The sequence below is a fragment of the Clostridium sp. genome, assembly GCF_050717515.1.
GTDB lineage: Bacteria > Bacillota > Clostridia > Clostridiales > Clostridiaceae > Clostridium_AD.
This window is the reverse complement of record NZ_JBOITL010000032.1, coordinates 137,320-162,353: the sequence shown is the minus strand read 5'-3', so window position 1 is coordinate 162,353 and position 25,034 is coordinate 137,320. Positions and strand designations below refer to the sequence as shown.

The 25,034-nt window shown below is 31.5% G+C and carries 19 protein-coding genes and 1 pseudogene; 7 read left to right on the top strand and 13 right to left on the bottom strand.

Features of this window, described 5'->3' with window-relative positions:
* The first annotated feature begins 76 nt into the window (after nucleotides 1-76).
* On the top strand, nucleotides 77-838 hold the full coding sequence (locus ACREV6_RS16785; RefSeq protein ID WP_431579189.1) for a DeoR/GlpR family DNA-binding transcription regulator: 762 nt from the start codon (nucleotides 77-79) through the stop codon (nucleotides 836-838).
* A gap of 201 nt (nucleotides 839-1,039) precedes the next feature.
* Here the strand turns inward: ACREV6_RS16785 and hcp are convergent, their stop codons facing one another.
* The 7 genes and pseudogenes from hcp to ACREV6_RS16750 all read right to left on the bottom strand — a co-directional run bounded on the left by hcp (nucleotide 1,040) and on the right by ACREV6_RS16750 (nucleotide 8,037).
* Nucleotides 1,040-2,758 carry a hydroxylamine reductase gene (gene hcp, locus ACREV6_RS16780; protein ID WP_431579188.1) on the bottom strand — a complete coding sequence of 573 codons (1,719 nt, stop codon included), beginning with the start codon at nucleotides 2,756-2,758 and terminating at the stop codon, nucleotides 1,040-1,042.
* 96 nt (nucleotides 2,759-2,854) lie between these two features.
* The gene (asrC, locus tag ACREV6_RS16775) at nucleotides 2,855-3,802 is read right to left on the bottom strand and encodes a sulfite reductase subunit C (RefSeq protein ID WP_431579428.1); all 948 of its coding nucleotides are present in this window, start codon (nucleotides 3,800-3,802) and stop codon (nucleotides 2,855-2,857) included.
* A 12-nt stretch (nucleotides 3,803-3,814) separates the two neighbouring features.
* Nucleotides 3,815-4,606: an anaerobic sulfite reductase subunit AsrB gene (gene asrB, locus ACREV6_RS16770; protein WP_431579187.1), complete on the bottom strand. Its 792-nt coding sequence runs from the start codon at nucleotides 4,604-4,606 to the stop codon at nucleotides 3,815-3,817.
* A complete protein-coding gene (gene asrA, locus ACREV6_RS16765; protein ID WP_431579186.1) occupies nucleotides 4,607-5,614 on the bottom strand; it encodes an anaerobic sulfite reductase subunit AsrA in 1,008 nt (335 codons plus the stop codon).
* A 132-nt stretch (nucleotides 5,615-5,746) separates the two neighbouring features.
* Entirely contained in the window at nucleotides 5,747-6,433 is a 687-nt protein-coding gene (locus ACREV6_RS16760; protein WP_431579185.1) for a Crp/Fnr family transcriptional regulator, read from the bottom strand.
* Nucleotides 6,434-6,590: 157 nt separating this feature from the next.
* A pseudogene (locus tag ACREV6_RS16755) lies at nucleotides 6,591-6,869 on the bottom strand (formate/nitrite transporter family protein); the annotation flags it as partial.
* Nucleotides 6,870-7,077: 208 nt separating this feature from the next.
* Nucleotides 7,078-8,037: a methyl-accepting chemotaxis protein gene (locus tag ACREV6_RS16750; protein ID WP_431579184.1), complete on the bottom strand. Its 960-nt coding sequence runs from the start codon at nucleotides 8,035-8,037 to the stop codon at nucleotides 7,078-7,080.
* 369 nt (nucleotides 8,038-8,406) lie between these two features.
* Between ACREV6_RS16750 and ACREV6_RS16745 the strand changes: the two genes are divergently transcribed.
* Together ACREV6_RS16745 and ACREV6_RS16740 are read left to right on the top strand one after the other, a co-directional pair.
* Entirely contained in the window at nucleotides 8,407-8,748 is a 342-nt protein-coding gene (locus ACREV6_RS16745) for a cupin domain-containing protein (protein ID WP_431579183.1), read from the top strand.
* Nucleotides 8,749-8,812: 64 nt separating this feature from the next.
* Nucleotides 8,813-9,742: a DUF2935 domain-containing protein gene (locus tag ACREV6_RS16740; protein WP_431579182.1), complete on the top strand. Its 930-nt coding sequence runs from the start codon at nucleotides 8,813-8,815 to the stop codon at nucleotides 9,740-9,742.
* Nucleotides 9,743-9,863: 121 nt separating this feature from the next.
* Here the strand turns inward: ACREV6_RS16740 and ACREV6_RS16735 are convergent, their stop codons facing one another.
* The 6 genes from ACREV6_RS16735 to ACREV6_RS16710 all read right to left on the bottom strand — a co-directional run bounded on the left by ACREV6_RS16735 (nucleotide 9,864) and on the right by ACREV6_RS16710 (nucleotide 20,228).
* On the bottom strand, nucleotides 9,864-11,429 hold the full coding sequence (locus tag ACREV6_RS16735) for an FAD-dependent oxidoreductase (protein ID WP_431579181.1): 1,566 nt from the start codon (nucleotides 11,427-11,429) through the stop codon (nucleotides 9,864-9,866).
* A 248-nt stretch (nucleotides 11,430-11,677) separates the two neighbouring features.
* Nucleotides 11,678-12,247, bottom strand: a complete 570-nt coding sequence (locus ACREV6_RS16730) for a DUF6143 family protein (protein ID WP_431579180.1) — start codon at nucleotides 12,245-12,247, stop codon at nucleotides 11,678-11,680.
* Between the two features lie 104 nt (nucleotides 12,248-12,351).
* Nucleotides 12,352-14,085 carry a methyl-accepting chemotaxis protein gene (locus tag ACREV6_RS16725; protein ID WP_431579179.1) on the bottom strand — a complete coding sequence of 578 codons (1,734 nt, stop codon included), beginning with the start codon at nucleotides 14,083-14,085 and terminating at the stop codon, nucleotides 12,352-12,354.
* Between the two features lie 420 nt (nucleotides 14,086-14,505).
* Nucleotides 14,506-17,934, bottom strand: coding sequence for a pyruvate carboxylase (locus ACREV6_RS16720; protein WP_431579178.1), 3,429 nt, complete (start codon nucleotides 17,932-17,934; stop codon nucleotides 14,506-14,508).
* A gap of 376 nt (nucleotides 17,935-18,310) precedes the next feature.
* Nucleotides 18,311-19,303 carry an ABC transporter permease gene (locus ACREV6_RS16715; RefSeq protein ID WP_431579177.1) on the bottom strand — a complete coding sequence of 331 codons (993 nt, stop codon included), beginning with the start codon at nucleotides 19,301-19,303 and terminating at the stop codon, nucleotides 18,311-18,313.
* A 1-nt stretch (nucleotide 19,304) separates the two neighbouring features.
* Complete coding sequence (locus ACREV6_RS16710; RefSeq protein WP_431579176.1) at nucleotides 19,305-20,228, bottom strand: ABC transporter ATP-binding protein; 924 nt, start codon at nucleotides 20,226-20,228, stop codon at nucleotides 19,305-19,307.
* Nucleotides 20,229-20,546: 318 nt separating this feature from the next.
* Here ACREV6_RS16710 and ACREV6_RS16705 point away from each other — a divergent pair, with 318 nt between their 5' ends.
* From ACREV6_RS16705 to ACREV6_RS16690, 4 genes are all read left to right on the top strand, one after another.
* On the top strand, nucleotides 20,547-21,272 hold the full coding sequence (locus ACREV6_RS16705; protein WP_431579175.1) for a LytR/AlgR family response regulator transcription factor: 726 nt from the start codon (nucleotides 20,547-20,549) through the stop codon (nucleotides 21,270-21,272).
* A 39-nt stretch (nucleotides 21,273-21,311) separates the two neighbouring features.
* Nucleotides 21,312-22,643 (top strand): sensor histidine kinase, encoded by a 1,332-nt coding sequence (locus tag ACREV6_RS16700; RefSeq protein WP_431579174.1) that lies wholly within the window; start codon nucleotides 21,312-21,314, stop codon nucleotides 22,641-22,643.
* Between the two features lie 121 nt (nucleotides 22,644-22,764).
* The gene (locus tag ACREV6_RS16695) at nucleotides 22,765-23,466 is read left to right on the top strand and encodes an ABC transporter ATP-binding protein (protein ID WP_431579173.1); all 702 of its coding nucleotides are present in this window, start codon (nucleotides 22,765-22,767) and stop codon (nucleotides 23,464-23,466) included.
* Nucleotides 23,463-25,013: a putative ABC exporter domain-containing protein gene (locus tag ACREV6_RS16690; protein ID WP_431579172.1), complete on the top strand. Its 1,551-nt coding sequence runs from the start codon at nucleotides 23,463-23,465 to the stop codon at nucleotides 25,011-25,013. Before ACREV6_RS16695 ends, ACREV6_RS16690 begins: the two co-directional genes overlap by 4 nt.
* Nucleotides 25,014-25,034 lie beyond the last annotated feature (21 nt).

The window sequence follows — 25,034 nt, the reverse complement described above, 5'->3', positions numbered from 1 at the left end:
TTTGTAAATTCAGATAGTAATGTTATAATATTAATCACTAGCAACACTAAATGATAATGATTGATGAGGTGCTTAAATGTTTACTGAAGAAAGACTAGAACAAATCTTAAGTATACTTAATAAAACTGGTAGAATAAAAGTAAAAGAACTAAGTCAGCGATTTAATGTTTCAGAAGGTATGATAAGGAAGGATCTACAAAAGCTAGAAAAAGCTGAAGCTCTTCAAAGGACCTATGGCGGAGCTATCCTAAATAGAAAAATTTCTAAAAATAGTTCTATAGCTACTAGAATGAATGTAAACTTAAATAGCAAAGAGTTAATATCCCAAAAAGCTTTTGCCCTTATAGATGATGGAGATGTAATTTTTTTAGATACCTCAAGTATCAATTTTTTGTTAGCTAAATTGATATCTAACAGTACTAAGAAGTTAACTTTAATAACCAATATGTCAATAATACCACCCCTTTTTAATGATAATGAAACCGTTAAGCTAATTTGTATAGGTGGAGTATATAATAATAAATCTGGTGGAGTTTTTGGTTCTGAGGTTACTAATAGTATATCTAAATATACCTTTAATAAAGGTTTTCTAGGAAGTTCAGGCATAAATTTAATAACAAATAGCGTAGGCACTGTTACCTTAGAAGATGGTAATGTTAAAGAAATTATAGTCTCTAATAGTAAAGAGGTATTTTTACTTGTAGAAAAAGAAAAATTCAATGTAGATGGCACCTATAGATTTGCTACTTTAGAGGACATAGATTTTATAATCACGGATTCAGATCTTGCTGATGAGATTCGAGAAAAGCTGGAAAATTCAACTATAAAATTAATTTAGCCATATTTATAAATTTATCCAATAATTTTTCTCACCTAATATATTAAGAGAGTATCTTAATAAAAATGAAATTACAATAAAATAAAATGCACTAAACTCAATTAAAAGTTTAGTGCCTCTATATTTTCAATTATTTCTGCATATCTATGAGCGTTAACCTAGAAATTTGCCATAGCTTCCTGTAGTTCACTAATCTAAGTATTAGCCTTCCATAAACATCTTTATATCATCATCTACACTAGTTATTCCAGCAATTCCGAAGTTGTCAACCAATACATTTACCACGTTTGGGGATAAAAAGGCTGGCAGAGTTGGTCCTAAACGAATTTTTTTAACCCCTAAATGCAGTAGTGCAAGTAATACTATAACTGCCTTTTGTTCATACCATGCAATATTGTAGGAAATAGGCAGTTCATTTATATCCTCCAAGCCAAATACTTCTTTAAGTTTAAGTGCTATTACTACTAATGAATATGAATCATTACATTGTCCTGCATCCAATACTCTTGGTATTCCGCCAATATCACCTAAATTCAATTTATTGTATTTATATTTTGCACAACCTGCTGTAAGTATAACTGCATCCCTTGGTAGTTTTTCAGCAAAATCTGTGTAGTAATCGCGACTCTTCATTCTTCCATCGCAGCCCGCCATTACGAAAAATCTCTTTATTGCTCCAGTTTTAACAGCATCTACAATCTTATCCGCAAGAGCTATAACTTGATTATGAGCAAAGCCTCCTACTATTTCACCCTTTTCAATTTCTTTAGGTGCCGCACATTTTTTAGCTTGTTCAATTATTGAAGAAAAATCTTTCGGTTTTCCATTTATCCCATCTGCTATATGCTTAACACCTGCAAAGCCTGTTACTCCTGTAGTGTATATTCTATCTTTATAAGATGCTTTTGGCGTTACAATACAGTTTGTAGTCATAAGTATTGGTCCGTTGAAGCTTTCAAATTCCTGATTCTGCTTCCACCATGCATTTCCATAATTCCCTACCAAGTGCTTATACTTTTTAAATGCAGGATAATAATTAGCTGGAAGCATTTCGCTGTGAGTATAAATATCTACCCCAGTACCTTCTGTCTGCTTTAATAACTCTTCCATATCCTTTAAGTCATGTCCACTAATTAATATACCAGGCTTGTTTTTAACTCCTATATTAACTTTTGTTATTTCAGGATTTCCGTAACTAGAAGTGTTTGCCTTGTCTAGTAATGCCATGGCGGAAACGCCGTACTTACCACATTCAAGAACTAGTGCTACAAGTTCGTCTACTCCTAAACTATCATCCAAAGTAGAAGCTAATCCCTTTTGAGTAAATGCATGAAGTCCATCTTCCTCGTATCCAAGATTATCAGCATGCTTAACATATGCAGCCATACCCTTAAGTCCATAAGTAAGTAATTCTCTTAAGGATCTTATATCTTCATTTTCTGTTGAAAGCACACCAACTTTCCCTGCCTTTTCATCAAAGGCTTTTAAGTCGTTAGAAAACCAAACCGCTGCATCTGGCACGTTTAATTCCTCTTCTTTGCCAAATCCAAAGGTATTTAATATTTTACTAAGCCAACTAGCATTTTCGCCTTTATCACTTAACTTAACACCAGCTTTAATAAGCTGCCCTTTTATTTCTTGCCTTAAGCTTAATCCTTTTCTGATTCTTTGAATAAATATATTTTTATCGAAATTTGCATTAGTTATAGTTGCAAATAAACTTTCCATTATAAAATTATCTACTTCCTTATTAACTATACCATTATCTCTAGCACGAACACTGTATACAGATATTCCTTTAGTTATATAAATTAGCAAGTCCTGAGCCTTTGCAAGGTCTTCAGTCTTACCACAAACTCCCTTTACCGTACAGCCCTTACAATTAGCTGCTTCTTGACATTGATAACAAAACATAGACATACAAATCATCCTCCATTTTCTCTTTTGTAAGCACTATTTGCGCTTGTATTATGAGATTAGTATACAGATTTATAATTATATTGTCAGTAACATACGTTACCAGTTAATATGTTTCTTAACCTCTGCTTTTTCTCCGAGGGTTACGTCTTTTAAGACCCACTGCTTAAACACTTGATATCCTGTTCTATCAACAATATAGCCTATGTGCTCTTTTCCTCCTGGAGCATCTCCATCCATATATTCCTCTATATAAGAATAAGTGTTTTTTATTATTTTAATAATACTTTCCTCATCCACCCAAGTTATAAAATCCTGAGCAAGTCTAGGATTTTTTTTACCAGTTCTACCCATTATCACAAGTTTATAATATTTCTCAAGGCTTCTACTCCATGCACCTGTTGGACATTTGCCTATACATTCTCCACATCCAATACACTTGTCCGGGTCTCGTACTACTTTGAAGTTCTCCATTTTAAGCGCACCAGTAACTCTTTTTTTACAGTTATTTACGCAGGATTTACAACTGATGCATCTATAAGATTCATATTGAGGCTCTGTCATTCCTATAATCCCGAAATCTTGTATTCTAGCTTTGATACAGTCATTAGGACAGCCTGTTAGTGCTACCTTCACATGATAATCATTAGGGAAGATTTCCTTTTCAATCTTTTTTGCAAAATCAGTAGTATTGTAATTTGCAAAAGGACAGACATTTGCCCCTATACAAGCTGACACATTTCTAGTACCTGCAGCAGAGTATCCAGTACTAGGAGAAATTTGATTTATTTCAAGGCCTTCTATTACCGATTGAATCATCTTATTAACTTCTGGTATTTTATTTATATCAATATTGGGTATTTCAAAACCTTGTCTTATAGTTATATGAATATTCCCATCTCCGTAAGTTTCTGCTACCTTTTGCAGAACTTCTAAATGTTTAGCTTCAATATGCCCCCCAGGCACCCTTATTCTTATAGCTGTTTTACCTCTTTTCTTAGTTATTCTGTATGCATTTTTCTTGAGCAATTTAGTATTTATATCCATCATTTCTCCCCCTTAATCTACTAGATGAACTGCATCCAAATAGTTAAAAACAGGTCCTTCTAAACATATATACGTATCATCAATTTTGCAGTGCCCACATTTTCCAACTCCACAACACATCTTTCTCTCATAAGATACCCATATGTTTTTTTCTTTTACTCCTTTTTTTATAAATCCAGCTACTGTAAACTTAAGCATCATTGGAGGACCTACTACAATAACTTGTACCTCATCCATATTTTCTACTGGAATATCCTCAATGTATTTTGTTATGAGTCCTACAGTTCCAATATAGCCCTCATCGGCACTGTCCACAGTTAAAGTTACATTAATACTCTTTTCCCAAACTTTGAAATTTTCTTTAAATAAGATGTCACTAGGTGACTTAAATCCTGCCATTAGATTAAAGGCCTTACAGTTCATCGGATTTTTTACGAAATAATCTACTATTCCCTTTACTGGTGCCAGTCCAGTTCCACCTGCCGCTACAATAATTTCTTTATTTTTATAGAGGTTTACATCAAATCCATTTCCATAAGGTCCTCTTAAAAACAAGGTTCCCCCTACAAAAAAACTATGAATTACATCTGTAACTGTTCCTACACGTCTTATTGTAAAATCTACATAACCCTCACCTATCTCACTAACAGATATAGGTGACTCTCCAAATTTCGGTATAGATACTTCAAAAAATTGTCCCGGCTTTACTTCGCCTTCGAACTCCATTCTAAAGGTATAATCCGTTTCTGTGTGCTTACTTATTTTAAGTATTTTAGATTTAAAAGGCATGTATATATTTTTCATTTATTCCACCTCATCCATTGCAGTATTTAATTTGTTTACACAATTTGAGAAAGATATATATTCAGGGCATATATCATCACATCTCCCACAACCTATACACATATGGTATCCAGCTCTCTTTTTAAAATCATATACCTTGTGCATAACTTTAAATCTCATTCTATCTTTTTTGTCTTTTCTAAATCCATGTCCGCCTGCCATGTCACTGTATCCGTCTACATGACAAGACGCCCAAACACGCCTTCTTTCCCCTTGGTTCTTATTTTCTTTATAAAAGATGTCCTGCATAGTAAAACAAGAACAGGTACCACAGACAAAATTACACCTACCACAAGCAATGCATCTTGAAGAATATTCATCCCACATCTTTGATTTAAAAACTCTTTGATCTAAATTTTCTGGTATAGTGACCACTATTTCATTAGCCTCCACAAATTCAGGTGTTACTTCTACCTGGTTTATTTTATCTATATTAAAGTAATTCATTAATTCATCTGATTTACAATTCACAAGAACCTCATGGTCTTGAATTTTAGTGTACATCTCATAATCTTCGGTCTTATTGGATCCCATACTGGCACAAAAACAGTTTTCAAAGCTTTCACTACAGCCCATAAGCACAAATTTAATTTTATCTCTTAAAGTCTTATAGTAATAATCCTCATTTCCATTTCTCAAATATACTTCATCGAGACGCTTCATTGCATGAATATCACAACTTCTTAAGAATATTAATATTTTCTTCTCATCTTCTTTTGGCTCCACGCAATCATCTTCAGTAAAATAAAATAATGTTTGAGTAATGGGAAGTATTATTTCTTTAGGCGAGAAGCTAGATTTCTGTTTAAATTCTACTTCCCCTATACTCTCTATTTCCTTATACCTAATAGTATCTGTGTCCGCAAAAGTTCCTTTTCCCTTTATAATTACTGGTGCATATACCACATATTCCTGCCTTAATGTCTCAAGATACTCATCAAATTTCTCTATTGTAAGCTTAAATTCCATAAATGCACACCCTCCATTATAATAAATATTACTTATTCATTAAGTATTGTTAATTAGCTCACTAAAAACGTTAAATTTATAACTAACTATACATAGTTTATTTTAAAGAATAAAAAAAATATGTGATTTTCATCACACACCTTTAAAATACTTGCTTAATTTTTCTCTATTAACCATAAATTTTCTATTTTTCACTTTAACCATATCCATAATTTCAAGTTCTTTTATTGCCCTTGAAATAGTTTCGCGAGAGCTCCCTAACATATCTGCCAAATAAGTTATGCTTATCTTAATATCTATTAAAACCCCCTCCTGCGTTTGTACACCGTAATCTTTAGACAATTTCCAAAGCTTTGCGGCTACCCGCTTATCCATTTTAGTAGGAACTGTGTTCTTAAGCTGTCTATAAAGTCTTCTTATTTTTTTACTCATAGAACACAATATAACTTCTGTAAGCTTAAAATCCTGCTTCATTATGTTTAATAAGTCTACTTTTGCTATACTTATAATTTCACTGGCTTCAAAGCCTTCGCAATTAATTGAGGCTGCACTATTATCGAAAATTACCTCATTTATAATCTCACCTTTGTTTAAGATATAGATAACCCTCTTTTGACCCTTTTCCGATAATCTGTACATGGTTACCTTTCCCTCTAGCACTAAATATATATTGTTTGTAATTTCTCTCTCAGCAAACAACATTTGTGATTTTTTCAATTTTTTTATTATAACACTTTCTCTTATTAAATCCAAAGTTTTATCCTCAACACATTCAAATAGTGGAAGATCTTTTAATTGTCTAAGCGGTATTTGTGCCATCTTAACTTCTCCTTATGAGCTCATTTTAGAATCTCACTATTATAAAAATACTAATATGATTATTATATAGCAATGGTTCCTAAAATTAAACAAAAAAAGAAAGCTATATATTACTTAGCTTAGTTAATCTAGCCTTAGAAATATATACCTTTTATATTTATTTCTCTTTTGCTATATACCAATATGCTGCTCCAATAAATACAGCACCACCTACAAAATTGCCAAATGTAACCCAAATCAAGTTATGAGTTAGCCCCCCTATGGAAATTGCCGCGGTGTGAGGAATAAGTAGTGCCGTTGTAAGCAAAGTCATGTTTGCAATACTATGTTCAAACCCTGTAGCTATAAATGCAAAAAGGCACCAGAAAATCATTATAAGTTTAGCCGTTTCTTCCTTTAATTTAATAGCACACCATACTGCTAAACAGACTAACATAACCATCTCCTTCTATAAATCATACCCACCCTTTATCATTAAAAAGCAAGAAAATATGTGACTAATATCACATATTTTCTAAAATTATAGATAAATTTTATTCTTCTACTTTTTCAAAATCTGATTTTGGTACCCCACATAGTATCCATTAGTACTGTTCCAGTGTATACCTCCTGTTTACCTACAATATTATAGGTAACACATGTTACTAGATCAATTTCTTACTATAGGAGTTTAGTTGTCTTTTAGTTTCTTCCAATTGCTGGTCTACAACGCTTGCCTTTTCTATGTGGCTTATTATACTTTGAGATGTTATTTTTAAGATTTCATCAACATCTACTATTTCTTTACTCATGTTTTCAATGTGATGCTTTTGGTCAGTTAAAATCTCCATTACTCCCCTTACTTCCTGTTCCACTTTTGATATAGAGGATAAACTTCCGTCTACTTTTTCTGCAGCATTATTAGAAGCCCTAACTCCACTGGCAATAACTTCATTAGATTTATCTGAATTATTTAGAACTATCTTTGTTTCATCTTCTATCCCACCTATTAAATTTGATATATCTTTAGTGCTTTGTTTAGTCATTTCTGCTAGTTTTCTTATCTCACCTGCCACTACTGCAAACCCCTTACCGTGTTCTCCTGCTCTAGCCGCTTCAATTGCTGCGTTTAAAGCCAAGAGATTTGTTTGCGTTGCAATGCTCGTTATTAACTGAACAACTTCATGTACTTGGCCAAACTTCCTTGCCAATTCATTTATACTTTGGGTATTATTCCTATTTTCACTTTCTAAAGACTTTATTATTTCCACCATTTCGTAAATGGCATCCTTACCTTCATAAGATTTTTTAACTGTGTCTTCTGTACTTTCTATAAGCTTATTTCCTTCTAAATATAGATTATCCGTTAAGTCATTAGTATTTTTTGTTAAATGAGAAATTTCATTCATATGTACCTTCACCTTACTCGCAAGTTCGCCTAATACATCATGTTCACTATCTACAATGTGATGCTGTTTTACAATCTCACCTAGCAACTTGCTCATATCTTGAATAAAACCCTTAGTTTGATTATAAAATTGAACTTCCTTCTGTGCTGTTTCTTCGCCACACTTCTCCTGCTTACTTTCTAATTCTGTGGATTTTCTATTTTTAAATAAATTCATTTGTTATCTTCCTCCTAATTTTTCTCTACCATTAGAATCCTTCTAAAATTTTCTTAAAACTTATAGTTTATGTCACCTTAGTATTTAAAGGCTTAATCTATATTAATATACTATAAAATATGTATAGATAAAATATATTTATTTTTATATTTTGATCTGAATCATATTTTTTCATCAAAAATAAACATAGAATAGAATCATAGGAAAGCAAGAGCATTGAATGAAATTATTGTAAGACTTTCTTGATTTTTGTTAAAGTGACTTGAATGATTATTACAACTAGATTTAAAGGAACGAATATTAAGCTTCAAAAGTAATAATAATAATAATAATAATAATAATAATAATAAAATATAAGGAGGAATAAATATGAATGGAAAGTTTTTTAAAAATATTGAAGTTGCAAAGGCATTAGGACTAAAAAAAGAGGTATTATATGTAGAAAAACAAGTTGTGAGTAAAACACTAACACAAACAAATAACGTTAGTATAACACTATTTGCTTTTGATAAAGGAGAAGAAATAAGTACACATTCAGCACCTGGAGATGCCTTAGTATATGTAACTGAAGGGCAGGTTACAATAACAATAGGGGATAATGAGCCTGTTATAGTTAAGGAGGGTGAAATAATATTAATGCCAGCCAACATACCTCATGGATTAAATGCTCATGAGAAATTCAAAATGATGTTAGTTATAGTTAAAGGGTAACCTTTTATGTATTAATGAATACAATGATAGCGAGGAAAAATTTTTATATTAAGGAGATTTGACTATGCTATCTAGTACTGAATTCATACGACAATCACTGGAATTACATCTTTTTTTTGCAAGAATTATGAAGGAACACTCATTTTTTTTAGAAATAAGTTTTACACAAAAGGACTCAAATTATATAAATCAGGCGGATAATTTCAGAATAGAGTTTGATAGACTTTTAGCAGATGCTATATCACTTTCTAATGGCGTTGTTAGTACTAGTATATTACAGTCTGGTGAAGTAGTAACACCTTTTACATTAAACGCCGAAAAGGCTTCATCGTATTTTACAGGAGTGAATATCCCAATCAATTTGACGGAATCAGAAGTGCGATTAATGGGCAACGATGCATTAATAATAGGTAATCCTATGCTTGAACAAAGAGTATTTATGCTTAATCAGAGAGCGCTGGGATTAACTAAAGCTTTATCACAGTTTAAGAATATGATTTTATCAGAGGTTATATCCTGTAGGTTATTTACAAGTAATTATCCTTTACTTATAGACCATATTTTAAGAGAAGCAAGATTTTATTTTCAGATAGTTCAAAGACTACAAAATCGTGAGGAAATCAACTTGGTGAGTGCTACTTATGAGCAAGAAATATTTTGGAATAGAATTATGGCTGAACATTCAAAATTTATTCGTGGACTTCTTGACCCCACTGAAAACCAGCTTATGATAGCAGCAAATAACTTTGGAAATCAATTTGATAAGTTGACAAGAGAATCAAAAGAAGCCATGGCTAAGACAATCCCAATTTCAAAAGTTACGGAGGACAGCCTTAAAGCAACCATGGAAATAACTAAATTTAAGACGCAAGGTACTCAAGGATTGCTAGAATGTAAAATCAAGTCCATAATAATACCATTGTTAGCTGACCATACCTTACGTGAAGCAAATCACTATTTGCGTCTATTAAAAATATTTTCAAAAAACATATAAAAAGTTACTTTAAACTCGAAAATTCTTAATCTAGGCTAAGAATTTTCGAGTTTTTACTCTTTTATTATATATGATTCAGTAAGTACTATAACATTTCTGTTTTTATATAGCATACTTTTTATCAAATCATATTTGAATCAATTGTATTTTTACTTTCTTTATAGTGATTTAATCTACAAACGGCTGGTCCTTCTATAATATCACCTTCAAAAGTAAATCTTGACCCATGGCAAGGGCAATCCCAAGATGATTCTGCACTATTCCATTTTAGTTCACAGCCTATATGTGTACATGTTATATCAACTATATGAAGCTCACCGTTTTTATCTCTATATGCCCCATATCTTTCTCCATGAAGTTCTACTACCTTTCCCTCATCATTTTTTAAATCAATATTGTGTTGCCCAATTTCAAGTTTTCCTTTTATTAACTCCACTGCAACATCAAAGTTTTCCTTAACGAAATTCGTAATTCCATCAGTTGAAATATGGCGGGACGGATTGTATACCTCCTGATAAGGGCTTTTATTCTTAACTATAATATCCCTTAATATATTTGCAGCTGCGGTTCCATTTGTCATTCCCCATTCACCATAACCTGTAGCTACATAAATATTTTCAGATTTAGAAGTAAGATTACCTACATAAGGTACACCATCTATTGTTATATAATCTTGAGTTGACCATCTATATAAAAACTCCTCAACGTTAAAATTTTCTTGTGCAAACTTTTTTAAATTTTCATAATGCTCCACCATGTCGCCACCATGAGCAGTTTTATGGTCTTGACCCCCAATAATTATCATTTGACCATCTCTATAATTTTGTGAGCGAAAATACCACCCTGCCTCTCCTGAATCTACAAATGTACCTTTTGGCAACTCATCTTTTATTTTAGCAGTTATTACATATGACCGCTCTGGCCGAAGTCTTGCAAAGTATAATCCTAGCCCATCATAAAATGGAAAATGTGAAGCCAAAATAACCTTTGAAGCTATTACTTTAAATCCTGTATCAGTTATTACAGTATATAAATTATCATGCTTTATATCTACAGCTCTTGTATGTTCATATATTTGACTTTCATTACAAGATATGTTTTCTGCAACTTTAAGAAGATACTTTCTAGGGTGAAATTGAGCTTGATTTTCAAAGCATAGTGCACCTTTTATTGAAAATGGCAAATCTAACTTTTCAACATATTTTGCTTTTATCCCTAGGCTTATAGCTGCCTTTGCTTCTTCCATAATAGTATTTATATAGTTTCCATCAGTTGTATAGATGAATGCGGGCAATCTACAAAAATCACAATCAATGTTATATTTTTTTACGGTGTTTTCTATAAAATCTATAGCACTTTCATTAGCATCTGCATACTGCTTAGCTTTTCCAAATCCCATTCTTTCGATTAAGTCATTATATATTATATTGTGTTGTGAAGTAACATACGCTGTGGTGTGCCCTGTAGTTCCCTGAGCTATTTTATCTGCTTCTATTAATGCTATTTTGAAACCTTCGTTTTTTAAAAGAAGAGCAGTTGTAATTCCGGTAATACCACCTCCTATAATTACTATATCAACATTAATATCTTTTTCTAACGTAGGATAGTTTGTTCCAGGAGTTGAATCCAGCCAATAAGATTTAGCGACTAAGTCCTTTTTAATACATATATTATTTTTTTCATTCATAAAGTTACATCCTTCCTTAAATCATCATCTGCGATGCTGCAATTAACGACTTCTGAAATGTCGTTAAAGAATAAATGGATGTATTTATTTTGTGTCTATATTACTAAAAATATGTATATTATTAATACTGCTTTTAAAGCTAATAATGAATATTCAAATTATCAATTAAGGGAACTCAAATGAGTCCCCTTAATTTACTATAAAATATATTACTTAAAAGCCATATTAGTGGAAATCTCATATTAATCCTAGCATTTACACCTTTTACTAATTCTTTCTTCCCACCAACCAAAAGCCACTCTGCCTGAAGTTAAAAGTTCGGGTGTTTCTGGATTTGATAAAAACACTAAAAAATCACCACCCTCACCAATAATTATTTTTCCATTTTCACTTTCCACCAATGTTGTTTCGGGAAGGGCACGTCTTACAAATGCCTTGACTCCTCCAGTTGGTTCACCTGTAACATTAGATGCATACTCTAATCTCACCTTTGCTATAGGTGGTGGTTTAATAGTTAAATTTGTAGGAGTTACAGGTGCGTATTTAATATCTGACTCAGGAGGAGTTGAGTTAAACCAAAACTGTGCACGGAAAGGTGAATCTGAAACACCAGTTACAGTCCACACATTTACATATAAAATGACACCTGAATTAATTGGATTGTATAACCTTGCCCAGGCATTTTTTTCTTCACCAAATACTAAATTATCAGCATACCCAATAAAATATTGTCCAAGCATAGACTCATAGAGTTCTACGGGAATATTAACGCTTTTCATGATTGAATCGTGTATATGGTTAAATTTATCTGACTTCATTATATTACCACCTCACTATATTATATTTGAATCAATAATATATAGTGACATGATAAATTAAAAAACAGGTGCCATCCACGTGGATGGCACCTTACTATTTCTGGTTAAAGTTTAAACTTCTGTACCAATTCATTAAGCTTTTGTGCAAACTCTGCTTGAATTTGTGAGGTTTGTGCTACTTGCTCCATAGCTTTTGAGGTTTCATCAATACTAATTTGAATATCACCTGTACGTTCTGCAGAAAGCTGTGAATTTTCTGCCAAAGTTTGAACTGCAGTACTAACTTGATTTACTGTAGCTTCCACCCCTTCTGACATCAATGCAATTTCTTCTGACATGGCGCTTATAAAGTCACCATCCTCACCATATTGTTTTCCTGATTTTGAATACTGTTCTAAAACAGGTTTAATATTTTCTATAATGAATTTAAGTATATCATTACTATTCACCGATAAATTCTTAAATGCATCTTGAACTTTTACTATTGTGCTTTGAATGGTATTTACAGTTTCTGAGGATTTTTCTGCAAGCTTTCTTACTTCATCTGCAACTACTGCAAAACCTTTACCCTGTTCTCCAGCTCTAGCGGCTTCAATAGCAGCATTTAAGGCAAGCAAATTAGTTTGTGCTGCAATTGCTGCAATTCCATCAGCCATAACTTTTATTTCATCTACAACTTTTCCATCTTCTATAGCTTTTAATATATTCTTTTCCTTTTCTTCATAGATAATATTACTTTTTTCCAATGCGCTTTTAGCATATTCCTGAACTTTTTTGGCTCTGTCTTTAATTTGAACAGCATTACTGCTACCCTCCATAGACTTTGAAGATAGTTCTTCCATACTTGCATTAACTTCTTCAACTGATGCAGTTATTTCCTCTGATGTAGCACTGGCTTCTTGAACCGAACTATTTATTTCTGCCGTTGAACGGTCTATAACTTCAATTCTAGATGTTATTTCCTGAGTTGTAGCTGAAAGTTCTTCAGAAGATGCACTCATATCAGAAGAATTGTTCATTATCTCTTTTACTAAGCTACTGACATTTTCCTGTGCAGCATTTAAAGCTAAAGCTGTTTGTCCAAACTCATCTTTTCTTGTAATAGTAATTGGAATGGAGAAATCATAAGAAGATAATCTCTGCGCTAAATCTTTTATTTTGTTTAGTGGCCCCATTATATTCACACTTAATATGTACCCCATAAGAATTATGATTAAAAATGCTATGGTTGTATAAATTATAATTAAATTTCTAGCATTATTAAATTGGGCTATATTATTTGAATTTACCTGCTCCGCTGATTTTGTATTTATAGCAATTAATTTAACTAAGGCATCAAAAACGGGTTGTCTTATTGATGCTTCCTGTGTGTTATAAATTTTAACTGCTTCCTCATAGTTTCCTGCTTTCACAAGTTCAATGCTCTTAGTTTTTAACTCTGTATATTTTACTAATTCATTTTTAAAATCGTTATCGATTTTTGTCATTTCTTTTTCTACATCAAGATTTAATTCAGCTGGCAAACCATTATATGTTTGATGTATCTTTTCATTTTCATCTGTTAAATCATTATTGATTTTTATTTGTTCATCTAATTTAGACTTATCTCTTTCAAAAATAATTCTAAGCATATTAGCACTACCATAATTTAATTTTCCTTTAATTTCCTCCAAATCTTCAATAGCTCTTAAATTAGTGCTATATATTATCTTAGAACCCTTATTTATCTTTAATGAACTTGATATACCTTCCGCTCCTATTAGAACTATAAAAATACAAATTACTGAAAATACTAATATAAGCTTTTTCTTTACACTTAAATTTATAAAAAACTTCATTTTATCTCTCCCCTTTTTTATATGATATTCTTCTAACTCTCTACACATAATTTTTTACTATAGTAAAAATTTAAGCTATCAACTTTTTATTTTTAAGTCTGTTCTGAAATCATTATAATCATATACCTTATTATCGATTAAATTACTATTTTCTTTATACATATATCCACTATTTATTAGCATTTTTTAACTTTTTTTGTAATTTGAACTTATTAATAACATATTTCAACCTTTTGTCTTTTTGTTTTTTTTAAAATATCCGTTATTTTTACAAATTTAGTCTTAATAAAACTCATGCCCTATTATAATTAACGCAAAAACTAAATGCGCTGGTTCAAGAATTTAAATTCTATCTACCAACGCATTAAGTATATTATATAGGTACCACCCACATGCCACTTGCCAGGCGGGTGGCACCTTTTATTTTAAATTTATTAAAAGTTCTCCAGCCTTTACTTGTTGCCCTTCTTTAACACTAATTGACTCAATTACACCTGCTACGCTTGCACTTACCCTTGTCTCCATCTTCATAGCCTCCACTATCATTAATGGTTGATTTTCAGTTACTGTATCTCCTTCTACCACTAAGATGGCCGAAACAGTTCCAGGTATTGGTGAGCCAATCTCTAAAGGATTTGATGTATCAGCCATTTCCGACGCTTGGAACTCTTGAAGCGTCTTGTTGTTTCTATCTTTTATTTTTATTTCCCTTCTATTTCCGTCCACTTCGAAAGCCACAACTTTGTTGCCTTCTAAATCCAATTTACCTATTTTAAGCAGCTTTATCATGTAAGCTTTTCCATCAGCAATTTCAGCTTCACAGGTTTCACCTTCGCTGAGCCCGTGGAAATAAACATCACTTCCAATTCTACTTAAATCTCCAAATTCCTTAGTGTATTTTACATAGCCATCGAATACCTCAGGGTATAAGGAATAGCTTAATAAATCTTTTTTATCTGGAACAATATTAAATTTTTCTATTAGGTGTTTTTCTATTTTACTAAAATCTTCATCAGGAAGTAATTCTCCAGGTCTTGTTGTAATTGGATCCGCGCCTTTTAAAACTAATTTTTGAAGTTTTTCTGGAAATCCTCCCATTGGTTGACCCATCATTCCTTTAAAGTATGCTACAACGGAATCTGGGAAAGACATATTAGTTGCTTTCTCGTATATATTTTCTGGTGTAAGATCATTTTGGACCATAAATATGGCAAAATCTCCTACCATCTTAGATGATGGAGTTACCTTTACAATATCCCCTACCATATCATTTACGACCTTATACATTTCTTTAATTTCATTGAATTTATGGGAAAGACCAAAACTTTCTACCTGAGGTTTAAGATTAGAGTATTGACCTCCTGGAATCTCATATCGATAAATTTCAGCAGAACCGGATTTGAGTCCCGATTCAAACTTAGAATAAACCGGTCTTACTGCATCCCAATAATCTGAAATTCCTTGAATTCCCTTGAGTTCTATACCAGTATCTCTGTCAGTATTCTTAAGTGCTGCAACTACTGAGTTTAAAGCTGGTTGACTAGTAAGTCCTGACATGCTATTAAAAGCAGTATCTACAATATCCACGCCAGCCTCTGCCGCCATAAGTACTGTGGCAACTCCATTGCCTGTAGTATCGTGGGTATGAAGATGTATAGGCATTCCTACTTCTTTCTTTAGTGCATCAATTAGCTTAAAAGCAGCATGAGGCTTAAGTAAAGCAGACATATCTTTTATTCCCAAAATATGAGCCCCTGTTTTTTCAATTTCCTTTGCCAGCTTTATATAATAATCTAAATTATATTTATCTTTTTTATCATTTAAGATATCCCCGGTATAACATATGCATGCTTCAGCAACCTTTCCACTTTTAAGAACTTCCTCTATTGAAACTTCCATTCCTTTTAACCAATTTAGAGAATCAAAAATTCTAAAAACATCAATTCCAGTATCTGCAGATTCTTTAATAAATTCCCGAATTATATTATCCGGATAATTTTTATAACCTACTGCATTTGCTCCACGTATAAGCATCTGGAAGAGCACATTAGGAATTTTCGATCGTAGCTGCGAAAGTCTTTCCCATGGGGATTCATTTAAGAATCGGTAGGCTACATCAAAAGTAGCTCCTCCCCACATCTCAAGGGAAAATAAATCTCCTCCATAAACAGAAGTTGCACTTGCTATCTTTAACATATCCTTCGTTCTCACTCTAGTTGCCATTAAGGATTGATGAGCGTCTCTCATGGTAGTATCTGTTAACAATAATTTGTTTTGATCTTTCACCCATTTCAAAAGACCTTCTGTCCCTTGCATATCTAAAATCTGTTTTGTTCCACTTAATTTTTCCGGCATTATAATTTTCGGAACTTGTGGCACATCATAAAGCTTTTTAATGCCATTAGTTTCATTTACCACTTTTTCGCCAATGAATTTTAGCACTCTGCTTTCTTCATCTGCCTTAGGTGCAATGGATATTAACTCAGGGTTTTCTTCAATAAAGTCTGTATTACATTCTCCCTTTAAAAAAGTAGGATGATTCAATACATTAATCAAAAAACCAATATTTGTCTTTACTCCCGTAATTTTGGTTTCCTCCACAGCTCTTATAGACTTCTTTATAGCATCTTGAAAAGTTCTAGACCAAGATATATTTTTTACCAAAAGACTATCATAATATGGACTAATTATTGCTCCTGCAAAACCATTACCACCATCAAGCCTTATTCCAAAACCAGAACCTGTTCTATATTCTTCTATTTTTCCAGTATCCGGTGCAAAATTATTAGAAGGGTCCTCTGTTGTTATCCTACACTGAATAGAATAGCCGTTAACTTTAACATCTTCTTGACAAGAGATTCCAATATTTTCGGAATTTAATGCGTAATCTTCTGCTATAAGTATTTGGCTTTGAACTATATCAATACCTGTTACCATCTCTGTAACAGTATGTTCAACTTGAATTCTAGGGTTCATTTCTATAAAAAAATGATTTCCATGGGTATCTACTAAGAACTCCAAGGTTCCAGCACTTCTATAATTTACTGATTTAGCTATTTTTATTGCGTCACTACAAATTTCATTTCTTTTTTCCTCAGGTATTGAAAAGGCAGGAGTGTATTCTACAACCTTTTGATGCCTTCTCTGAATAGAGCAATCTCTTTCATGCAAATGAACAATATTACCAAACTTATCTCCGAGAACCTGTACTTCTATATGTTTAGATTTTTCAAGATATTTTTCTATATAAAGATGGTCAATACCAAAGGCTTTTTTTGCTTCACTTTTAGCGCTTCTATAAGATGTGGCAAGTTCCCCTTCATTTCTTACAATTCGCATACCGCGACCACCGCCACCGGCAACCGCCTTTATCATAACGGGATATCCACATTTCTCTGCCAATTCCTTTGCCTGCTCAATTGTTTCAACTTCTTTTTTATCTCCAGGTATGGTAGGAACTCCCACTGCATTTGCTACAATTTTCGATTTAATTTTGTCCCCCAGTTTATCCATCATTTCCGCGGTAGGTCCTATAAATTCAATACATGCGCTAGCACATTTTTTCGCAAATTCAGGATTTTCTGATAAAAAACCATAGCCTGGATGAATGGCATCTACACCTTTTTTAAGCGCGAGACTTATTATCTCCTCAATGTTTAGATATGCCTCAACAGGACTTTTGTTTTCTCCAATTAAATAAGCTTCATCTGCCTTAGTTTTGAAAAGTGAATATTTGTCCTCATTAGAATAAATTGCCACCGTACGAATTCCAAGTTCATGACAGGCTCTGAAAATTCTTATGGCAATTTCTCCTCTATTTGCTACTAGTACTCTTTTAAATTTTTTCACTGTTTATACCCCCTGTATTAAGCTTTTGTGCACTTTATTATTCATTATTCATTACCAACTAGAATACAGTATTTTTATCCAAAATGCAATTTATTTTTATCTATCCGTCAAAATAGTGCCACCCACGTGGCAAGTGGCATATGGGTGGCAGCATAGTATTTATGTCTAGTGTATTTTCGCTCTAAAAAGGATGAATCTTGGTTTTTGAGTCATTGGGGATTGAGTAGGCTTTCAAAAAAAACGCTCAGATAAAATTGTTAAACAATATGAAGAGGAATAACAAGCGTAGTTTCCACCTAACATATATTTTTAAACAACATAAGACCAGCCATTTTAATGGCTGGTCTTATGTTTCCTAGTTATTAAAATATATGATTTAAATATCCCGTTTTTGAAATGCAAAATAACCTGCAAAGCAGAATATTATAGAATATATAGCCGCTATTCCAATAGAAAAAGCAAGTGTTGTTCCCTCAATGCATGCTCCTGTATTAACAACACTAGAAAAATCAGAAGTTCCAAATGGAAGATATTTACCCCAGCTGAAAAATATAGCTAACATTTGTATCATACCACTACCTGCTAAAAGCAAAAATAGTGAAAATCCAGTTGCAATTGAACGAGAACGTGATATTGCTGAAATTACAAAAGCTACAATTACATAAACAAGCACATTAAGAAAATCAAGGCCGAAAATAATAATTGTTTTTAATACGGCAGGTATATATATTATTTTATTAGTTGTCCACATCATTTCCTTAGCTCCTATACCATTAAAGCCATAAAATATACCCATTAATATAAAGTTTAACAAAAACGTTGTTAACAAAAGTACTAGACCGTAAAGTATTGTTGCAATTAGTTTTGCAGTAAGAATCTCAGACCGCGTGTAAGGACGCGATACCATCATTTTCATTGTGCCCTCTGAAAACTCTCCTGCAACTAATGCTGAACATGATATTATTAGCAAAAGTGCAATGATTAAACTATAACGAGCATTTGTATCAAATTCCATTACCCTTTTCCAAATGCTGTTTTGAGATTCTGGCTTGATATTGTTATTAATTCTATATTCATCTTCTGCTATACTCTTTTTTATTGATCCTATAGATACTTTTAACACTTTATTTGTACCATTTTCAACTTGTTTTAGCTGAATTTTTTGTAATTCAACATTTTGCTGTAACTCTTGTTTCCAATTATCAGAAACACTAACAGTATTTGTAGCCTTGTGAGATGCATCGTAATATTTCACAATACCAGTTGCTGCAATTATAATTACAATCATTATTATTAACATTATTTTTGTAGAAAGTCTTTTCCATAACTTTGTATTTTCTATTGAAACAAGTGTAAAAAAACTACCCATATTATTTTCCCTCCCCTGTAAGCTTCATAAATACATCTTCAAGTGATTGACTCTCTTGTTTATCCATACCCAAAATAGGTATACCTGCTGAAGATATGATTTTAACTATTTCAGGAACACGCTCCTTGGTTGTTTCAATATGTACCCCATCACCCAGGATACTACAATTTATGTTCACGGCTGTTAAAAGTGAAACTGCCTTGTCATTATCATCAGTTTTTAATATTAAAACTGTTTTATCATCCTTCTGCGTCATGTTAAGAAGTTCTTCAACGGATTTTATGGTTATAATTTTCCCTTTACTAATTATACCAACACGGTCACACATCTGCTGCATTTCACCTAAAATATGACTAGAAATAAGCACTGTAAGACCAGTTTCTGATGCCAGCTTTCGAAGCAGTTCACGCATCTGCTTAATTCCTGCTGGATCTAGACCATTTGTAGGTTCATCAAGTATAAGAAGTTTAGGACTATGAAGTAGTGCTTGGCCAATTCCTAGACGTTGCTTCATACCTAGAGAGTACGTCTTCACCTTGTCATTTATGGCTCTCTCAAGATCCACAATTTTCACTACTTCATGGATTCGCGTCGCGTCTACCCCTTTGTATATTTTTGCAAACATTTTAAGATTATCCATGCCAGACATGTACTTATACATATCCGGATTTTCAACTATGCAACCAATGTTGCGCATTGCTCCTTTAAAATCCTCTTTTACTGAGCATCCCCCAACATAGATATTTCCCTCAGTAATTTTTGACATGCCCACAATCATCTTAATAGTAGTGGATTTACCAGCCCCATTAGGTCCTAAAAACCCAAATATTTCTCCTTTTTTTAGTTCAATGGAAATATCTGAAACTATTGTACGCTTACCAATTACTTTTTTTAACTTTTCAATTTTTAATACATCATCAGTCATAATATACCTCCAAAATTAATATTTTAATTTATATAAAAATACCATAAGCATGAATTTTCCTATAAATATTTTTGACCCAATCTATAAAAAATAACACAAAATATAAACTATGTAAGCAATTACGTATGAAAAGCAAAAAAACAGTCATAATCGGAATAATATATTATAAAAACTTGAATGCATAGGTAATATATAGTAAAATCAAACCAAGTAATTACAATAAATAAGATATACATCCTTTCATTGTCAAAATATAAAATATTTTGTGTACTAGCTAAAAGTAGCATTTTGCTGATTAGCGAATAGGGGGAAATGCGGATGAATGTGCTAATAATCGAGGATGATAAGCTTCAAAGAAAATGTTTAAAGAAAATGGTACAGCAAATAGATAAAATTATAAATATATATGAATGTGAAGATAAAAATGAGGCTCTAATCATTGCAAATGTGAATAATATAGATATATTTTATGTGGATATTTCACTAAAAACTTCTTCAGGATTAGATTTTGCAATAGAACTACGACAAATACCAAGATATGAGTTTAGTTTAATTATCTTTTTAACAACTCATATTGAATATATAAATCAAGCATTTAAACAAGTACATTGTTATGATTATATCCTAAAGCCCTACGATATAGATGATTTAATGAATATGACAAAACGATACATATTAAATGGTAATAATATAGTGGAAACTCAAAAGGATAAGTGCTATACAGTTTTTGAAGTTAAAAAAGGTATTAAGGTAAAGGTATTTGTTGATGAGATAATTTTTATAGAAGTAACCCTTCGAATATGTCTTATTCATACAGTAAATGGTGTTTATAAAATAAATAATTTAGCTCTAAAGAACATTATTAAGTTTATAAATTGTGAAAATATACTTCAGTGCCACAAATCCTTTGCTGTTAATATTAATTATATAAGGAAAATACAACATATAGATAGTAAATTAAGCGAAATTTACTTTGAAAATTATGATAAAAATGCTCTTTTAGGTTACAAATTTAAAAATGCAATAATGGAAAAATTTCAATAATCATATCAAATTAAATTTGTCATACAAGGAGCTGAATAAATGATACATATCCTACAACAGCTTTCAATTAACTCTATAGAATTAACTGTATTTATGGTATTATGGTCAAAGTTTTCTTTAAAAGATGAAAACAATTGGCTTAAAAATATCTTTATAATTTTAGTAGTCTCTATGATATCCATGGCAACAATTAGTACAAATGTTTACTTAAGTGTACTTATTTCTTTCACCAGTATAATACTTTTAATTAAATTCACTTATAAAAAACTGCTTATCAAAACCACATTAGAATTTATTATATTCTTTTCTGTAAATATGGTGTTGCAAACAATTCTTATTGCTTTGGTAACTTTAGTTGGATTTACATATTCAGATAAATTTATAATGAATATTACTCTTCTTTTTATTGAATTAGCTTTTGTCATTGTTATATTAAGATGCAATTTTGCTGAAAAAATAAAGAATTCTCTGGAATTAGAGTCTAAGATATTATATTATTTTGTAATCAATTTAGGTTTATACACATTATTCTCTAAGTTTATATTAGAATACAATAAAAACTTAATATTTGATAATTTGCTAATACATATTTTCAACGTAATATTTATGTTATCCACAAATATATTTTTATATTATTATTTCATTAAAGTAAGTCAGGATAAAAAGGTTTTAGAAGTACAAAATAAGTATTCTCCTATATTAATTGATATAGTGGAGGATATAAGGCGAAAACAACATGATTTTAAAAACCATTTAAATACCATAAATGCAATAGTAGAAGTAGCAAGTGAAAAAGAAGTTAAGCATGAATTAAAGAAGTATATAAGTTCATTGAAATGTTCAACTAGCCTTATAGAAGATATTCTATATATAGATAATATTATAATTAAAGCTATAATATATAATAAAATGTCTGAAGCTGATAGATTAAATATAAAATTGTTATTTAATGTGACAAATAATTCATTAGAGCATAGTTTAAATGATTATGAAATCTCTGATATACTAAATAATCTCTTGGATAATGCTTTTGATGCAATTAGAAATGATACCAATGATAAGATAGTTATATTAAACATCTTTACAAAAGGAAATAGTAATATTCTAGAGGTTAAAAATAGTGGAATGACAATAAAACCAGCTAATATTGGAAATATCTTTGAAAGCGGATTTTCTACTAAAACAGGAAAAAATAGAGGCTATGGTCTTTACAATATAAAAAAAATAGTTGAAAAAACAGGAAGTGATATTCAGCTATTTTTTGAAGATAATTACACTGTTTTTAAAATATCATTTAAGCAACCTTTTAGGAAGAGTAGCTTCTCCACGAAAAACAGAATAAAGAACATAAAAGGCAGTGTTAATGATTAAATTTCTTTTCATGCTATTAAACAGGTGTTTTGTGCATTTATCCTTGTATTAAACTAAAAAAATCATATAATGTGAGCTAACAATACATATAACAAATTTATCTATTAAAGGAGATCAAACTATGCTTATGGTTCAAAATCTAAGTAAAAAGTATTCTAAAGAATTAGTTGTAAATAATATTAGCTTTCAAGTTAATGAAGGTGAAATTGCTATTCTTTTAGGTCCAAATGGTGCTGGAAAAAGCACCACAATAAAATGCATTACTGGACTATTAAAATATGATGGATATATTGAAATCTTTGGTCACAAAAATAAAAGTGTTGAGGCAAAAAGGTTATTTTCCTATGTTCCAGAAGTTCCAGCTATGTTTGATTTACTCACAGTTTATGAACATATAGAATATATGGCTGCAGCTTATGGAATAGAAGACTATAAAGAGCAAGCTGAAGAATTACTTGAAAGATTTGATTTAAGTGATAAAAGAGCTAAACTTGGGAAAGAACTGTCCAAGGGGATGATGCAAAAGGTAAGTATTTGTTGCGCCTTAATAACAAGGCCCAAGGTAATATTATTTGATGAACCCTTAATGGGACTAGATCCTAAAGCAATAAAAGAACTAAAAAAAGCACTTATAGAACTTAAAGAAAATGGCTCTGCTATTTTAATAAGTACGCACATAATAGACAGTGTTGATGAAATTTGGGACAAGGTATTGATAATGAAAACTGGAAATATTGTTCTTTCCGGAACCAAAAAAGAGCTTATGAATAGGAATGAGAGTCTAGAAGAGTTATTCTTTGAAGCCACGGAGGGTACACTATGAAGCCACTAATCTATATACTAAAAAAATCCATAAAAAATGGCTTATTAGAACTAAAGAGAAAGCCCTCAAAGCTAATTGGCTATATTGTATTTCTTGGATTTTTATCTCTAAGCCTTATTTTTAATAAAAGTGATAGCACCCAGCAAAAGATTCTAGATCCCGCATTATTCAATACTATTGTAGGAGTTGTTATTTTACTTTTCACCGCACCGGACCTTTACTCATCAATAAATAAAGGAGCCACTTTTTTTCGTAGTGCAGATATAAATTTAGTATTCACCTCCCCCACTAGTCCTCAAAAAGTTTTAATATACGGATTTTTAAAACAAATATATACTTCATTTATAGCAGTATTTTTTCTTATATTTCAAGGACCTTTCCTTTATGCTTTTAGTAATATCAAGCCTCATGGACTTATAATAATCATATTTGGCTTATTCCTTATGCTCATTTTTAACTCTATACTAAAGATATTATTATATTCAATAGGTTCTAAAAGTGAAAGAAATAAAGTTATGCTTAAAAATATTTTTAAAATTTTAGGAGCAGTTGTAATTATAGGCTACTTTATACAATTGAATATAACTAGGTCACCAAGTAAGGCTATTATATCCTTACTAAATATTCCGGCTATTTCTTATATTCCTGTGTACGGCTGGGTAAGGTCGATTATAATGTCTTCAATGAATGGTATACATCCAACATTCTTTATTTATTTAGCTGTGATTGTTGCCTCTGGCTGTCTTTGCAGTTATATAATTTACTCTATGAAACTTGACTATTATGAAGATGTGTTAGATTCAACCCAGCTAAAAGAAACAGCTATCTCCGCCACCCGTCGTGGTGAAAAAGCATTTATGCAAACTGGCAAAAAAACTAGAGTAAGAAAAGTTAAGTACACTAAAAAAGGAAAGTTTGCCTCTGCTATATTTTGGAGACAAGTATTAGAGTATAAAAAGACTGGTTTTGCATTTATAAACATAGGGTCTATTATTTACGGAGTTATAGCCATAACTGCTGGATTATTTAGCCCTAAAAAGGATTTAACATTGATCTTAGGTGGTATGATATACCTTCAATTGATTTTTACCTTTGCTAGCAAGTGGCAAAAGGATTTATCAAACCCATATATTTATATGCTACCAGCCCATGCCTTTAAGAAAGTTATCTATGCAACTTTAGTAGATAATTTTAAAAACCTTATTGATGGAACTATCGTGTTTGTAATAACAGGATTATTATTTAAAAGTAGTATACTTCTTATTTTTCTTAATATATTAGCCTTTGTATCCATAGGTTCTCTTTTCATCTATGGTGGAATTCTCACTAGAAGGATTTTAGGTAGTGGTAATAACATAGTATTTACATCCCTTATAAGAATGGCAATCTTAATTCTAATAATAGCGCCTGGTATAGTTCTTCTGATAGCATTATATGCTTCTGTGGGAATGTTCCTATCCTACATTGCATTTATAACCTATAACCTTATATTTAGCAGTATAATAATATTTCTCGGCAAAGGAGTATTTGAAAATATTGAACTATAAAATAAAAAATAATAAAATGTA